Genomic DNA, 17396 nt, shown 5'->3' with positions numbered 1-17396 from the left:
ATTTTAATCGTTTAAAATATTATTAAAAAACTAAACTAATGAAATATTTTTCACCTTCAATTTTAATAGGAATTCTATGTACATTAATATTATCTTGTTCAGAAAATGAGCAATCAACTGATGATTCATTACCAGAACAGCAAATTGAAATTGCCAAGATTCAATCTTATTCTAAAAACTTTGGGTATACCGGTGACATCATAGAAATTAATGGCACCAATTTTATTGAAGATAGTGATAAAGTAAGTGTTTTATTTGACGGGACTAACTCAGAAATTATAGCTTTAAGCAATACCACGATTAAAGTAAAGCTGCCTTTGGTTGAAAATGGAATTCCTGATTTAGAAATTAATATGGAAGGTCGTCAGATTGATTTCGAGGTAGCTAACGATTATAGCGGAAATATAGGAATTTTAGCTAAAATTCCTGGAAAATGGGCTTTTACTAGAACGGAAAACTCTTTTGATGAAACGATATGGACATCACAATTGGTTACACCTGAAAGAATTTATTATGGAGCCATTCGTGTAAATAATACTACTATTAGATCTGTAGAACGAAGTTTAGATGGTGGATTAACTTTTGAACGTTGGGTTTATCAAGGTTTTACCAATGCTTTTCATGCTACTCCAACCGATGAGGGTTGGGCAGAAAGTTTAAAATTATTAAAAATACCAGCAGGAGGTAGTGTTGATGGTAATGATGAAATTATTTTTGGCGAAATTGATGATGTGAATGGAGGCATTGCGGCGATGAGTGTTAGCGATGATCTACAAAATGGATTATTTGTAAGTGGAAACAAAAAAGTTTTTCAAACTAAAGATGGAGAAAATTTTGACGTTATTTATGATCCAAATTATGAATACCTTACTATTCGTACAGGTTTTCGTTTAGACGATGACCATTTTTGGGCAGGAGGAGGTAATGTATCTTATGGTATAAAACCTTCTTTACTATTTACTCATAATGGTGGTGTAACTTGGCACGATTTAGAATTAGATTTTAATGAAAGTACTACTGTTTATAAAATTCAATTTTTAGATCCTAATAATGGTTACATGCTAACATTTCGTGATATCAACAGTCCATTTCGTTTAAGAAAAACTATAGATGGCGGATTTACTTGGCAAACAGTAGAAACTTTATTACCTAATACAAATTTTGTGTTTTTAGATACCTCAGTAGGTTATTCTTTTCTTGACAATATAATTTTTAAAACTACCGACGGAGGTGTTACTTGGAATAAAGACATAGAAGCAGAGGGCAAAATTAGACAAATAGACATTAAAGATAATATTGTTATAGCAAAAATCGAAAATGGAATGTTACGTTATTTTCTATAAGGCAATTAAATTGGAGAATAATAAAGTTACAGTAATGTTTTTAGAAATAGGGTGTCCAATAAATTGAATATGAAGTTATAATCACGTCCTAAATTTAGATGAAGTAGGAGAAAATGGGAAGGGTAGTAAACCAGCGTTTTTATGCTTAATTTTTCATATAAAAATAGTAATCCCTTAATTTTTTAGTAATATAGCTGAACATTTAGCGCATTTTAGCAATGAAAAAATCATCTTTTATATTCAGCTTTATTATTTTAATTGGATATAGTACTACCCTACATTCTCAACAATCTATTGATGCTAGTTCTATAGATAATTATTTGACATCCATATATAAAAAGTTTAGAGATAGTAGACATGACTACGGAGGTAAATATGGGGAAGCTAGAGATAGTATTTTAATACGGTTTCAAAACACATTGGCTGAAACTCTTACGAAAGAATCTTTTTTGAATGTTAAATACGATTCATTATCAGAATACATAAGGATACTATCATCAGAAGATGATAAACTAAAGATAATTTCATGGGACGAATTTAATGGTGGTACCTGGCACGTCTATAACTCCATGTATCAATATAAAGCAAATAATGAATTGGCTGTTGGATTTTTAACAACTAAAACCGATGATCATTATATTACAGATCATACGGGAGTTTACCATTATCAAATACAGCTTATCGACAAAGACAAATACCTAGCAAAAGCTTACGGTACACACGGTAGCGGTAAAGAGTTTTATGTGTTCAGATTATTAAGCTTTAGAGACGGAGTATTAAAAGACTGCAATGGTTGCTTTAATGGCGATGATAAATTCATATACGAGATAAGTAGAGGACGTGATGAGTTGATACCTCAATTCAATCCAGAATCGAAAGAAATAGCATACCATGAGTTAATGGAAGGGTATATTGATGGAGACTTAGATTCCCCATCGGGCTTCATGGATGCTACCGGTAAAATTCTAAAACTCAGGTACGAAAATGGAGTATTTTTATCTCTTGAAGATTAATTCATTTTAATTAGACTTCTTTGCATATTTAAAACTTTAGTTATGAAAAATATACTCTTTGTCTGTTCAGCCAATAAAGACCGTTCAAAGACTGCTGAAGATTACTTTAGTAAACATTATCCTAATTTATTATTTGACTCAGGAGGAACGAATAAAAATATTTGTAATAAACTTGGAACAAATTATTTAAGTGAAGAACAATTAGAGGTAGCAGATAAGGTTTTTGTTATGGAAAACAAACATCTGGAAGCCATTAAAGGGGCTTTTGGAAATACATATTATCATAAAATTACAGTACTGAACATCAAGGATATCTATACCTATGGTGCTAAAGATCTTGTTGAAATTCTAAAGGCTAAAATTAGCTTCTAAAATATAATCGTCTACACAACAGACTTAATTCTCGATTTAGGAATTTTCAAAATAATTCAAAATAGAAGTAAATAGATTGTATTCTTGCTTTGGTAACCATTTCTATTCAAGGATCTAAGTTCCTTGTCATTCAATCTATTGATCCAAAAAACAACACAGATTCTTCTTTAGACTTTCCCTTCTTATTCTCCGCTAGAGCGTTGTAAATCACCCCTATAATTTTATTCTATTTTTTTTTAAAGGTTGGTCCTTTTTCCACGACCAATGAAAACCTAGGGATATGCTTTCCAAAGAAGCAGTAGTATCCTAGAAAGAAAATATCCTTTAAAGAATTAGTACACACAATTAATTTAAATATAGTAGCCTTATGAAGCTGAACGAGATCCTTTTAAATGAGTTTACCGATGAAATGAATATAACAAGAAAATTTTTGAATGCTGTTTCAGAAGATTTGTTTGAATTTACACCACATGAAAAATCAAAAAAAATGGGGGATTTGGTAAACCATATCTTACCTATTTCTAGTTGGGTGCCTGCAATTACTCAGAGCTCAGAGTTAGATTGGAGTACTGCAACGCCTCCAATCGTATTAAATTCTAAAGCTGATATTCTAAAACAGTTTGAGGCAAATATTAGCATAGGAGAAAAAGCTTTAGAAGCTACAAATAATGATCAATTAATGGAATCGTGGACCATGAGAAAGGCCGATACCGTTATGTTTTCTGGCACCAAAGAAACCGCTATTCGCAAGTTTGTATTGAGTCATACAGTACACCACAGAGCACAATTAGGCCTTTATTTACGTCTTAACAATCTAAAGGTTCCTGCAACTTATGTAGCATCGGCCGATGAAGTGCTGTTTTAAAAAAATCAGTATAAAAAAATTCCTTAACAATAAAAAACACCCTTGTCTGTACGTTACAAACAAGGGTGTTTTTTGGTGTATAGCAAAATGCGAGCGGACATTTCAAACGCTATAATCATCGAAATAAGTCTCTATATTGGAACCCTAGGTTTCTGGCGTTTGAGCGTTTAATGGTATTGGGCACGATAAGAAAATAATAATTAAAGAATAAAATAAATTTTTCGTAATGGTTAGAATTCTCAGATATGAACAATACATTTTATTCTACATTATATACACTAAGCGGCTCCGATTACACAATTAAATATATTGTAAAGATCTGTGTGTCATATATTTATGGTATATAATAACCATTAAGAACCCCCAGCAAAATGGAATAGTACGAACATTCCTATGATTGATTAGGTAATCTAAATATGCATTACTTCAATAAAACAATGGACTATCGAAGCTATTCATTCCTTAAATGGAATCGCAATTTAAAAGTTCATTAATAATTAAATTTTTTAATCATGGGAGTAAGAAAGAATGCAAAACATTTAACAGCTACAGAGCAAGAGAATTTTGTAAGAGCTTGTGTACTTATGAAAGCCGATATTGTAAATCCCGGTGCACCGGTTAGTCAGAGGTATAGTATATGGGATGAGAATGTAGCCCTTCATAGAATGATACAATCGGGGGTTGAACCTGGAGGTAACACCGTGAATTTTGGTCATGGAGGCACGGGGTCCTACAGCTTTCTTAGCTGGCATAGGGAATTTTTATTTCGATTCGAATCTCAACTTCAGAGCTATGTATCCGGAGTAATGCTTCCCTACTGGGATTGGACAGACCCTAGCCCAATAATGACGGATACTTTTCTAGGAACAAGTGGCACAGGGGCTAACAACGTGATAGAAACGGGATATTTTGCTGTCACTAGACCCGGTTCTGGAGTTAATTCTACCCCATTACCTTCGTGGTGGCCTGCAAGCCTTAATGGATGGATCCTTCCTCAAGCCTTTCCAACCCTATGGCAAGGTGGATTAAGGCGAAGTGTTGGCAATGTTTCTAGTTTACCTACTGTAAACGCGATAGCTGCTTGTTTGAGCATCAATAATTACCATAATTTTCAAAGCGGGATGGAAACAGGTGCTGGATTGCCATCTGGGAATGCTCAAATGCACAATGGGATGCATGGGTTTATTGGTGGTAGTTCAGCCGCATTAGGAGGACATATGTCAAATGCAACTGCATCCCCATTTGATCCTTTTTTCTATTTACATCATTGTAATATTGATAGATACTGGGCCATGTGGCAAATGGATGGTCATGCGAATGAGTATCCGACCATGGGAGGGGCGAATTTTCATAACAGTAATGACTTAATGTATCCTTGGGTAGGAGCAACGCCTGGCTATAGCACAATAGATACCATAAGCAATAATATACCCATGCCTGACTTTTCTGCGACGCCAGAACGAAGAAATGTAGACACATTAGATTTTCGATCCGAATACAACTACACTTATGATTGTATGCCGATTATCGGAATTGGATTGGACAAAACTGGCAGCATGAATGGAATGACGCCAGACCCTATGGTAACAACGGCACCGGATGTAACAAAATGGGAAGCTGCGAAGCGAGGGGTTTCCTTATTTCTACAAGACTGTGAAACCGTACAGGAGAGTGCTACTACCTATATACATGCTGGAATTCAGACCTTTCGTTCAGTTGGTGCAAACGTTTTCGATACCATTTTTACTGGACCAGGGTTTGGCTTAGTAAAAGATGGTACTTCATTTAGTCACTCATCATTTGATTCACTTATAGCAAGTCATTCGCCAGGAGGAGGAACTCCGCTTGCTGATGCCTTGATCCAAGCAAATAACACTCTTGTTAACGCACCATTTGGAAATCTACCTAATGATGAGCAAAGATATCTCGCGATGTTGACCGATGGAAAGCGAACTAGTGGAAGCCTTTTTACGACTATAGCCAATGGTAGCTTATCGCCCACAACAATTTTCGGATTGGGATTCGGCACCGGTGTAGATGTGGATTATACTACCATAGCAACAATGGTTGCAAAGGGAACTGCATTAAGCACAACTCAAATATTTCATGGTGAAAATGCAGGTACAATTGATAAATTCTATACTAGCGCATTAGCTAGAGCCATTGGTTATACCAGCATATTCGATCCCTTGCTAGAATTTTTTGAAGGAGAACATGCCCATATCCATTTTAACGCAACCTCCGCAGAGGATAATTTTCTTATTACAACGCAAGGATATGACTTCAATGACTCCAATTGGGACTATAGGTTAAAGGGGCCCGATGGAACAATTCATTATGGAGGTCTTACGAAACAAGATCATTCAGGGAGCAGTAACTGTACTGATTGTTGCCCGTTACCCCATGTGAACTTCAAACGCTCCAAAGGAAGATTGAGTATGGTAATTCAAAGGAATAATGCCAGTCGTAAATGCTGGGTTGGGCAATGGGAGTTACTTATCTCTTATAGAGCAAAAGATCACTCCGTCATGTTAATGCCAACTCTGGGAGAGTTATTATTTCCTGTATCAGGAGGGCCAATTAGAGGGAATCAATATCAGAACCTTTTGGTTAGACAGAATGCAAGAATACCTACTCGAAAGATTTTTTCCAAGGCCAGCAATGGGTTGGATTCAAGAGCACCATTGACAAATGCAGAAAGAGGGGAGGGCTGTAATATCCTTATAAACATTTATGCCAAAACTCGATTACGACTTGATGTTTCAGGAAATGAAAGTATTGTTAAAACAGGTAACACTCTAAAGTTGAAATTATCTTTCGATTCCCCAAACGGAAAGGTATCATCTTTAATAGGGTTTTCCAGAATGATTTCACCGTCCATAGATTTTGATAAGCTTATCAGTCCAAAAGAGGCCGATAAAATCATGAAAAAGAACGAAAGTTCCAAAAAACCTTCAAAAGATTATGACTTAGCTATACTATTGGCTAAGCGATTGCAAGAACAACAAGAAGGTCGCATCGTGAATGATAAGGAATTGCAAATTAAGGTAGATAATGGTTCTACTTTATGTATTACAGGATTGGAAACAAAATTCAAAGGAAGCTATCATTTAGGGATTTTGGTAAACGGCAATTATGAACCCAACTATGATGATCTTACGGACGGATGCTGTGGAAGCGCTAAAGGAAAACCAGAAGCATTTTCAAGATTGATCAATTACTCTTTTGGAGTGGTTTAAAATAAGTTAATTAAAATAACAGGAGCCATTATACAACATATTCAATTTATATGACAAGAGAAATCACTTGAATGAACATTTTGAAATATCTAATACTCGAACGAATAACATTACAGCCTAAAGCAGCGACAATTAGCTTTTACATAATTGCTGACGATATAGTCGTAACGGCCGATATTTGAGAAAAATAAAATTACAGAGGTGTTTTTAAGTACTGGTAGCCAATGAATTGAATGCTAATACTTTAGTGGTTTGAAGCAATAATTTAAACATATGTGTCAACCACAACTCGTTTTTACGACTAAATTATGCATAAATAAAATAAAATATAATAATAGAAGCATGATAAAACCGAGACAAAAAGCACCCGAGTTAGCAATTAAATTAGTGAATGATACTACGTGGAAACTGAGTGATCAATCACCTGAAAATTTTACCATGATCTTGTTTTACAGGGGTAAACATTGCCCTGTATGTAAATCGCAGTTAGAAGAGTTACAGAAAAAATTAGATAAGTTTATACAACGTGGCGTTTCTGTAATAGCCATTAGTACAGACACAGCCGAAGTTGCCAAAGCCACGTATGACGAATGGGAGATTTCAGATATTCCATTGGGTTATGGTTTACCTATAGAAGAAGCCAGAGAATGGGGTTTATTCATTTCTGAAGGTATTAAGAACGAGCCTAAACATTTTACCGAACCTGGATTGTTTTTGTTAACTGCAGAACAGACAGTTTATTGGGAAGCTATACAGTCTATGCCATTTGGTAGACCTGGTTTTAACGATGTTTTAGGTGGTATTGACTATATCTTAAAAGCAGATTACCCTGCTAGAGGAGAGGCATAGTTTTCTTAATTGAATAGCTAACAGAACCAAAAAGTTGATGGAACTCCGGTTTCATCAACTTTTTAGTTTATAACAAATAGCGGTTTAATATAATGAGTAGTTTCAAATTGAACGTACGATTATATACAATTAAGAAGATAGAAAAAACTAGGTTACGAAATTCTGTAAATAGTTACTTGTTAAAATTTTGTACCTTCGAAAAGTTAATAAAATATATTAAAAAGCCTTTTAATTATGGTTTTTTATTAAACAGCTCAAACATTCTTTCTAAGTATATTATGGTAAAAGTACAGGGTTATTTACAATCCGATATTAAAAATTTTTTTACGTTCTCAGAAAATTATAGCACAAAATCAGCATATTTTATGATGCTTTTTTTATGTGTTGTAACCTACGGATACAGTCAGCAAACGTTTGATGCTGCTAATAATGAATATGACGTTTTACAAGAAAGAATAAAAAAGAAAGACACCTTAATACATTACATCACAAAACATTATGAGTGTTCTCAAGTATTATCAGGAAGAATTGATTATTACTATGAGGCAGACAAGCTTATATTAATTAATCATTTATATAAACAAGGACTTGCAAACCTTTGGACTTCAGAAGATTATTTTATCATAGATGATACACTAAAAATAAAAACCTTAACTACGGAAGAAACCATTTACCTTAATACGGAATATAAAAAAGATGAAAAAGGATCATCGTCTATAAGTGTAGAAAAGGTAATTGAAGTTGTTGAACAAAGAATGTTTTTTGACAGTAATGCTACTAGTACATGTTTTGCAAGAAAGCATGCAAAAAATGGACTTGATTGGGATGCAGCTTATTTTAATTCTTTAGCATTAAAAGAAAGTAATTGCATAGAAGATGATGACGAAATACGCGATAAATACAAACTACTCAGGAAGGCTGAAAAAAAGTTAAAAGTAGGGTACTCTTATAGAAAACAACAATGTATTTTTTATATGTGGTAAATGAATACTATGTCAATCAAGAATTTTATAAACAAATGAAAAAAACCTATCTAATTATTTAGTCTCACTTAATTGTTTTTTTACGCTAATAATTCCCCGTTTTGTCAACCCATTAAACTTTCACAGAAATACTGACGATATAGACCTAAAGGCGCTATAGGAACAACTATGTAAAATAGAACTGAAAGAGTTCTATTCGCCGTTTTACCCATTCCCAGCCGCACCAGTCTCGCCGCCAATCTAAACTATCTAGATTGTCACCTGTACTATAATGTTCTGCACCTGCCCGCCGAAGTTTTATGACGTAGGTGGATAATGTAACTTGAGCTTTGGTTACGGCATAAAAATGAAAGGTCTGGTAGACCTATTATTTTTTGAGCGGGTTGGTGTGCTGGCTTATTTGGCACTTCACTTTCTATAAATTTTTCTTCTAAAAAGTTTCTTCTAGAAAGGTAATGGAACACTTATTATGCGACCCGACGGTAGGAGGGGAGTGTAATGTGTGTGGAATGGGCTAGTTTTTAGCAGCCCCAATTCCGTTCACAGGGTTTAATTCACTAATTATGTAGCGTTCTGAATAAAATTGTTTTCGTTTTCAAGCGTTTTTATTTTTCCTGCTGTGTAAATTGAACTCTTAAAAAGGGTTTTTACCGAAAGCCATTAAAAAAGACCGAAAATATTATGCCGTGCCGAAAATTTTCCACTCCGGGAAAATATTGCCGAAAAAAAACTATTTTGGAGAATTGCTAATTTCAATAAATTCTTCCAGTAACAATTTAACAAAATTTTGCGTTTATATTACTAAACGACACAATATATTAGTTGAATGAAAATAAAACTACTAGCCCCTTTTCTACTCATTATTTCTTTAAAAGGTTTCTCTCAAGAAAAATATACTATTAGTGGTAATGTTACAGATGCCGTTAATGGCGAAGAATTAATCGGGGCAAGTGTTTGGGTCTCCGAATTGAGCAAAGGAGGTATTACTAATGAATATGGTTTTTATTCCATAACAATACCTGAGGGAGACTATACGCTAAAAATCAGCTATGTCGGCTACTCAACTAGCTTAAAAGAGCTTTCGCTTATCGAAAATTTTACCCTAGATGAAGAGCTTGTTCCGGAATCCACGGCATTGGAAGAAGTGGTCGTTACCTCTGACCGAAAAGATGGCAATGTTAAATCCACAGAGATGGGGGTTAATTCAATCGACATGAAGGAAATTGCTCAAGTCCCGATTCTTTTCGGCGAAAAAGATGTGTTAAAGACGATACAACTATTACCGGGAATAAAAGCCAATGAAATCGGTGGCGGCTTTTACGTGCGCGGTGGTAGCGCAGATCAAAACCTTATATTGTTAGATGAAGCGCCAGTCTACAATGCTTCCCATTTACTGGGTCTTTTCTCGGTATTCAATTCCGATGCCATTAAAGACCTGACGATTTACAAAGGACATATTCCTGCCGAATATGGCGGAAGAGCTTCATCAGTATTGGATATTCAAATGAACAATGGAAACAATAAAAAATTCACAGCCTCTGGCGGGTATGGATCAATTGCTTCACGATTGACTCTTGAGGCACCCATAGTTAAGGATAAGGGTTCTTTTATAATTTCTGGCCGCAGAACCTATTTGGATCTATTTTTAAAACTTTCAAGTGATAAAGATGTTAGAAATACGGTCTTATATTTTTATGACCTGAATGCTAAGGCCAATTATCAAATTGGAAAAAAAGACAGGGTCTTCATTTCTGGTTATTTTGGAAGAGACAAGTTTGGTTTTGGCAACGAGTTTGGCTTTGACTGGGGCAATGCCACGGCGACCGCTCGATGGAACCATCTTTTTAATGACCGTTTGTTTTTAAACACTACCGCACTTTTTAGTGATTATAACTACAATGTTGATATCGGGGGCGATGAAGGAGAGAACAATGGGTTCAATATTATCTCAGCCATCAAGGATGTAAGTTTAAAACAGGACTTTAAGTATTATATAAATCCATCCAACACCTTAAAATTTGGATGGAACGGTATCTACCATACGTTTGTTCCTGGAGAGATACGGCCTGATCAAAATTCGAATCTAAACGCTGCCATACTGCAAGAAAAATATGCTTGGGAAGCAGCCGCTTATATTTCAGAAGAAAAAGAGATCTCAGAAAAACTGAATCTTAACTTAGGCCTCCGTTATTCATGGTTCGGCCAAGTAGGTCCGGGAGATATCTTTACTTATGACGCCGACGGCGATGTAGTCACCACCGAAAATTTTGATGATGGGGAACTGGTCAAAACCTATGGGGGATTAGAACCCAGAGTTGGTTTGACCTATTTGCTTTCAGATGAAAGTTCATTTAAAGCTTCCTATGGCCGCAATCGGCAGTATCTTCATTTGGTTTCGAATTCCACAAGTGGTACACCAATAGACCTTTGGATTCCCAGTAGCAATAATGTAAAGCCCCAGATTGCCGATCAATATGCGCTGGGCTATTATCGCAATTTTAAGGACAACGCCTTTGAGACTTCCGCAGAAATATATTATAAAGACATGCAGAATCAAGTGGATTACCGTACAGGTGCTGAACTAGTTTTTAATGAAAATGTAGAATCTCAATTGTTGTTTGGTAAAGGATGGTCTTATGGGGCTGAATTCTATATCAAAAAAAATATCGGTAAGCTAACGGGATGGTTAAGCTATACTTGGTCAAAAACGGAACGAAAATTTGATGGTATCGATAACGGAAATCCTTATCCTGCGAGTTGGGACCGAACCCATGATTTATCACTAGTGGGTATTTATAAGTTAAATCCAAAATGGACATTTTCCGGCACCTTTGTTTATCGCACGGGAAATGCGGTAACCTACCCGGTCGGTAAATACCAAATTGATGATGAAGTCATTAACCTTTACAGCACTCGTAACGCCGATAGATTTCCCGCTTTTCATAAACTGGATTTAGGTGCGACCAAACTAATTAAGAAAACAAAACGTTGGGAGTTAAGTGCCACTTACTCCCTTTATAATGCGTATGGAAGAAAGAATGCGTTTCTGATTGATTTTCAGGAAGCAGAAAATGATCCAACGAGAACAGAGGCTGTTAAACTCTCGCTATTCAGTTTTTATCCCGCTGCATCGTTCAATTTTAAATTTAAGTAAGATGAAGTTTTTAATTTATTTTCTCGTGACCTGTCTTATTTTAGGCATTTTTTCTTGTGAAGAAGTTATCGAACTTGATCTAAATAGTGTAACACCGCAAGTTGTCATTGAAGGTTTTGTTACCGATGAAATAGGTCCTTATACGATACAAATAAAAAAAACTGTCGATTTTTATGATTCCAATACATTTCCTGCTCAAGAAGATGCACAAGTAAAAATCTCAGATGATCGAGGGAATGAAGAATTCCTAATCGAGACAAGCCCTGGTATTTATCAAACATCCACTTTGCAAGGAGAACGTGGGGTTACCTATAACTTAGAGGTTGAATTGGAAGGAGTAAATTATACGGCAAAAAGTAGAATGCCTGAGAATCTCATTGTACTGGATACCCTAACATCGGAGTTTTTAGAAGAATCGATTTTTTACAAAGAAGGATACTATGTTACTGCATATTTTAGCGACCCTCCCGATATAGATAACTATTACCGACTTCAAGTTTTGGTCAATGGAGAGGTGTACATTTTCACTTTTGAAAATGAAGATGGAGAAGTAGAGCAAAGTGAAAGGGATATCAATTTCTGGTTGACCACCGATAAATTCACAGATGGAAATCTACAAGATTTTGAATTTCCGCACACCTTGAAAGCAGGAGATACATTAGAGGTTACACTTCAGCAACTAGATCGTGCTACTTTTGATTACTATAATAATTTGGTTGATGTAATATATGGCGATGGCATAGCACCATCCAACCCTATTTCAAATATTAATAATGGGGCGTTGGGGTATTTTGGAGCCTTTTCAGTCGCAAAGAGAACTATTGTGATACAAGAGTAGGTTTGAGCATACTACCTTTCTCCGGCCTAAGAGAACTTTGGCTAAACAATAGGGGAGAAGAACTTTAAGAATTTTAGGGGGGCTGGTTACAATAAATGTTGACTGCTGCAATGGTGGTTATACCTAGTAGCATTCTTAAGAATAAGAATTGATCCTAAAATTTAGTGATCGACACGTACGTTGTTTCCTAAATTATCTACGTGACAACAGAAATTAGCCAGTGGCTGATTGCTTTTGGTGGCGGGTTGGAGCGATGGCATTTTTTTGTTTAGTTCATTCCACGTTAATTGTTTTTAAAGGTATTCATGAATCTCCTTCGTCGATTTCGCCGCCGCATTATCTCGCTCAAAGTATACTTTGCCGTATCAAGAAAAAAAGATAAAATATTTCGGTTACAGGTTACAATGCTGAAGGTCTATTTTACATAATAATAAAAGCACCTAAAGAAAAGATTCAAACAAAGAAAAGTAGTAGCAAGGGCTCAGAAATTATCTCGTAGAGTAATTTTTAGCTGTTGCGGCAAGCTCCTGAGAATGTTCTGAAAAATTTATTTGCGGATAGTTTCTCATAAATCGAAAATTTGAAAAGAATCTAAAATTTTTACTTTTTTTGGCGTTGGCAAGCGTTAGAAGTTATACGCATATTTTGTAGTTCTGAAGTTTCTTGAGAATCGCATATTTAAAATAACTGGAGCCATTGTACTTAATATCCAATTTAAACTAACATTCCAGTAAAACGGCTTTTACATAATTGCGGACGTTATAGTCCTAACGGCCGATAACTGCAACTATGTAAAATAGCACGAAAATATGCTATTCGCCATTTTTACTCATAATACTTATTTGTACTATAATTTATATTATGTAAAATAGAATATTTAAGAACCTCTTCACTTTTGTAAAATTACTATCCCGTTTAGACTTATAAGTCAATGAATACATAATGCCACTTACATCGTCTCGCCGACTTTCTAAATCATCCACAGGATAATTCAAAAAGCTCGCGTATGTAAAATAGAATATATAGGAACTCCTCTCTCAATTGAATCAAACTTAAATAGAATATCACCTGTTCTGTAGGTTCATCTATAAAACTTATAAGTCCAACGCTTCATCTCGCCGCTATTTAAAATCATCCGCAGGATAATCTCAAATACTCGCGTATGTAAAAAAGAAAATATAGGAACTCCTCTCTCTTAAGTAAGTTTCATTGGTATTTGGTTCTGTATCCATTGCTTTATTTCTGCTATATTTAAAATCATCCGCAGGATAATCTTAAATACACAAGTATTCTGATTCGCTAAAACAAAAAAACTCACGTACAAAAAACGAATGTCTTTAAGTACGTGAGTTAATTTTTTAAATAGCAATCTATATCAGCTTATAAACTTAATTGTTTTAGTTGGTATAAGCTCCCATATTCCATGCGCCAGTAGTTGGTCTAGCTACTTGGTTGATATCAACTTTTATGTTAAGTCCGTATAACGTTTCAAAATGATCATACACATCTAATGTTAAAGCACTAGGAGTTAATCCCGCAGCTACAGCAGTACTAGCTGCTTGCAAAGAGAAATCATTAGCATTAGCAGCTACAAATAAAGGATCTGCACTAATACAACCTTCGCCTTTATCAAAAGCAGCTTGAAAACTTGCTAGATCATGAGTAACACCATTACTCCACGTTATTTTAGCTTCAGCATCAAAATGATTATTTCTAAGTGTAGACAATGTTCCAGTTTGGTAACTGTCTTCCAACATCACATCAAAATCTCGTGTATTAGAAAATACATTGTTTTCAATGATCATGGTAGAGTTATAATAGCCATTAGCAACTGCAATATCACTATTCACAATAGTATTATTAATAATATATCTTGGTGTAGCACCATTGTTTATTTCTATCCCTAAACCACTGGTAGCACCATTATGCGCAGTACCATCTATAGTAGCATCATGTATAAAGTTACCAATAATAAAAACACTTTTTCCATTAGTACCTGCACCGCCATTATCACTACCTCCGCGAATACCAGTGTATGCATTATAAATTTCATTATAAAGTATCCACACACGATCAGGAGCATATTGAAAACCAATTCCTTTTGCGGGTGACCATGGGGTATCTATAATATCATGAATTATATTTTCACTGATGATAATATCTAAGGCATATTTTATTCCGATACCAGCTTGCGCAATATTAAAAATATGGTTGCGTGCAATATATATATGATGTGCTGTCGGTTGGTTTTCCAATGAACCAGCTTCTACTTGAAGTCCGGCTCCAGAGTCACTAAACTCATTATCGATAACCCACATATTACTCGTATATTTTTGTATAGAGCAACCGCGAGCATCAATATCTACATCTGAGTCAAGCGGACCAATACCATGTGCCTTGTTGTTATAAATGATAATATCACTTGCAGGTTCCTCTTCTAAACCAACAGTACTTATTAAAACACCACCGGTAACATCATGTTCGCCTTTCATTTCACTATTTCTGACCAAGATGTGATCTACTTGAAACCCTAATTTATACGAGCCCAATTGTAGTGTGCCTCCAGAATGGAAATAAAAACCATCTAAATATACATAGCTACCAGATATAAGCAACTTTTTACCAGTAATTTCAGCTTTATTTTCAGTATCACTAACCACCCAAACAGGTCCACTTTCACCAGCTACCCAAGCTTCACCAGTTCCTTCACCTTCAAGCTTAATATAATTTTGTACATAATGATAATCGCCAGCAACAACTACATACGACCCTGCAGGAACAGGAAATGGAATTGTTTTACGTGGTGCTGTTGGTGTACCATAAGTATTATCTGTATCAGAACCAGTAGCATATTCCACAAAATAATAACCAATTTGCTCGGTATCCCAAGTAGTAGGTCTTTCTGGGCTAGCCATATCTGGAGAAATCCACGCATCAGGAATACCTATAGGAGCAACATAATCTCCTGGTTGAGCGTTAGGCAAATTATTACCCAATACAGTATCCAATTCGCCGTCACTGCTGCAACTTGCAATGCTCATACATAGTAATCCTATGTAGGTAATCTTAATAAAAAATTTGTTCATATTTATATTTTGGTATTTTAGATGAGATTAGTGATACTTAAGTAAACATAAGATTAGGTCTTTTATTGTTGCTAAGCAGCTAAAGATTTTACTTGAAAGGCATCCCTTACAGCAACTGTAAACACTCGTAAAACTGGAAATTAAGAAATCTCGCTATGGCCCAAAATATTCAATGCCATAAGAAACGGATAAGGTACATCTTTTAGGTTCTTCCACGTCAAACTCCTAGTCTACTAGATCCTTCAAAGAAAATTATAAAGAAGATTAGCTATTCTACAAGGTTTATGTTTAAGAAATGGCTAAGCGTCTTTTGAATTTATTTGTTGCTTTAATTCCGCTAACTGACTTTCTTTAAAAACCATAGTACGGTGTGGAAACGGAATTTCGATTCCTTTTGCATCAAACTCTTTTTTAATGCTTTCTAAGAGATCACATTTCATGACAAATGATGATGGATAATCTTTTGCCCAGGTCCAAGCTCTAAGCGTAACTTCAGATTCATTAAGACCTATAACACGTACCAGCACTTTAGGATCTCCATTCTTTATATCTAATGGTTTTCTATTGTCTATAATGCTTGGATGTTGGGTACATTGCTCGCGCATGATCTCTTTAGCGGTATCAATATCACTATCATAAGAAATACCAATCTCTATCCATTGGCAGCATTTACGATCGCCTAAATCATAATTAATAAGCTTCTCTTTATTGATGATAGAATTGGGAACCACAATCATTTTATTCTCAAAATTCCTGATTATGGTATGGCGTAGGGTAATATCTATGACGGTACCTACCATATCATCTGAAATACGTACAATATCAAAAATTTTAAAAGGCTTAAAGGTAATTATAAACACACCCCCCACTAAATTTGCTAAGGCTTCTTGAGAGGCTACACCGGCAATAATCGCGATAACTCCTGCCCCACCCAAAGCTGTTTGTGCCATACCACGTAAAGAAGGAAATGCCATTACAGCAAATAAAACACCTAAAAAATAGACTGCAAAAACAGCTAAATTTCGTAGAAACTTATAACTCGTAGGATCGCTCTTTTCTTCGATACGTTTGCTAATGGTGAGGGCAAAAAGCATCTGCACTACAGATACTCCAATAATAGTAACGACAAGGACGAAACCTAAGTAAAAAATAAGCCAAAAATCTTTTTCTAATCGTTGGTAATACTGCTCTTCAATAAATGCAAAAACAATGGCGATAATACCCAAAATTACCCATAGGGTTTTAAGAATTCTACGCAGTAGATCTACGGTATTTGATTCTTGCCCTGGAAATTTATTATTCAACTTACGCTTCAGCCAATTATGAAAATAATTCGTCAATATAATCAAGACAACAACAATGGCTATGGTACTTAAAACATGGTAAATAGCCTTTAAATGTTCTTGAATAAAATCGTTCATTATCGTATCGTTATTAGGGTTTAGTGCTGGTGTTTTACTGTTCTATCATCAAATTTACAGTTTGTATTTCATACTACGAGCTACTGGGCAATAAGAATTAACTTACAAAAAAACTAAAAGTGTGAATAAGCATCTTTTAAATTGAAAAAATTACTCCTTAAAATAGCCTTTCAACGTTGAAAATAAACCTGTTGACGTTGATTAATCGTATGGTAAAAGAATTGCATAATTCG

The 17396-nt window shown here is 35.2% G+C and carries 11 protein-coding genes; 9 read left to right on the top strand and 2 right to left on the bottom strand.

Annotated features, from left to right (window positions below; translation table 11 throughout):
- The first annotated feature begins 38 nt into the window (after nt 1–38).
- The 9 genes from GQR94_RS19815 to GQR94_RS19775 all read left to right on the top strand — a co-directional run bounded on the left by GQR94_RS19815 (nt 39) and on the right by GQR94_RS19775 (nt 12656).
- A complete protein-coding gene (locus GQR94_RS19815; RefSeq protein ID WP_158978519.1) occupies nt 39–1343 on the top strand; it encodes an IPT/TIG domain-containing protein in 1305 nt (434 codons plus the stop codon).
- Between the two features lie 218 nt (nt 1344–1561).
- Complete coding sequence (locus GQR94_RS19810; protein WP_158978517.1) at nt 1562–2356, top strand: hypothetical protein; 795 nt, start codon at nt 1562–1564, stop codon at nt 2354–2356.
- Between the two features lie 42 nt (nt 2357–2398).
- Nucleotides 2399–2728 carry a phosphotyrosine protein phosphatase gene (locus tag GQR94_RS19805; RefSeq protein ID WP_158978515.1) on the top strand — a complete coding sequence of 110 codons (330 nt, stop codon included), beginning with the start codon at nt 2399–2401 and terminating at the stop codon, nt 2726–2728.
- A gap of 367 nt (nt 2729–3095) precedes the next feature.
- Entirely contained in the window at nt 3096–3593 is a 498-nt protein-coding gene (locus tag GQR94_RS19800; RefSeq protein ID WP_158978513.1) for a DinB family protein, read from the top strand.
- 512 nt (nt 3594–4105) lie between these two features.
- Complete coding sequence (locus GQR94_RS19795; RefSeq protein ID WP_158978511.1) at nt 4106–6832, top strand: tyrosinase family protein; 2727 nt, start codon at nt 4106–4108, stop codon at nt 6830–6832.
- 342 nt (nt 6833–7174) lie between these two features.
- Nucleotides 7175–7681, top strand: coding sequence for a peroxiredoxin-like family protein (locus GQR94_RS19790; RefSeq protein ID WP_158978509.1), 507 nt, complete (start codon nt 7175–7177; stop codon nt 7679–7681).
- 365 nt (nt 7682–8046) lie between these two features.
- The gene (locus GQR94_RS19785; protein ID WP_158978507.1) at nt 8047–8664 is read left to right on the top strand and encodes a hypothetical protein; all 618 of its coding nucleotides are present in this window, start codon (nt 8047–8049) and stop codon (nt 8662–8664) included.
- Between the two features lie 826 nt (nt 8665–9490).
- Complete coding sequence (locus tag GQR94_RS19780; protein ID WP_158978505.1) at nt 9491–11818, top strand: TonB-dependent receptor; 2328 nt, start codon at nt 9491–9493, stop codon at nt 11816–11818.
- 1 nt (nt 11819) lies between these two features.
- A complete protein-coding gene (locus tag GQR94_RS19775; RefSeq protein ID WP_158978503.1) occupies nt 11820–12656 on the top strand; it encodes a DUF4249 domain-containing protein in 837 nt (278 codons plus the stop codon).
- Between the two features lie 1397 nt (nt 12657–14053).
- Here the strand turns inward: GQR94_RS19775 and GQR94_RS19770 are convergent.
- On the bottom strand, nt 14054–15742 hold the full coding sequence (locus tag GQR94_RS19770; RefSeq protein WP_158978501.1) for a right-handed parallel beta-helix repeat-containing protein: 1689 nt from the start codon (nt 15740–15742) through the stop codon (nt 14054–14056).
- Nucleotides 15743–16041: 299 nt separating this feature from the next.
- Nucleotides 16042–17163, bottom strand: coding sequence for a mechanosensitive ion channel family protein (locus GQR94_RS19765; RefSeq protein ID WP_158978499.1), 1122 nt, complete (start codon nt 17161–17163; stop codon nt 16042–16044).
- Between the last annotated feature and the right edge of the window lie 233 nt (nt 17164–17396).

This window comes from Cellulophaga sp. L1A9 (assembly GCF_009797025.1).
Taxonomy (GTDB): domain Bacteria; phylum Bacteroidota; class Bacteroidia; order Flavobacteriales; family Flavobacteriaceae; genus Cellulophaga.
Note: the sequence above shows the minus strand (reverse complement) of the source record. Positions and strands in the feature narration are given on the sequence as shown.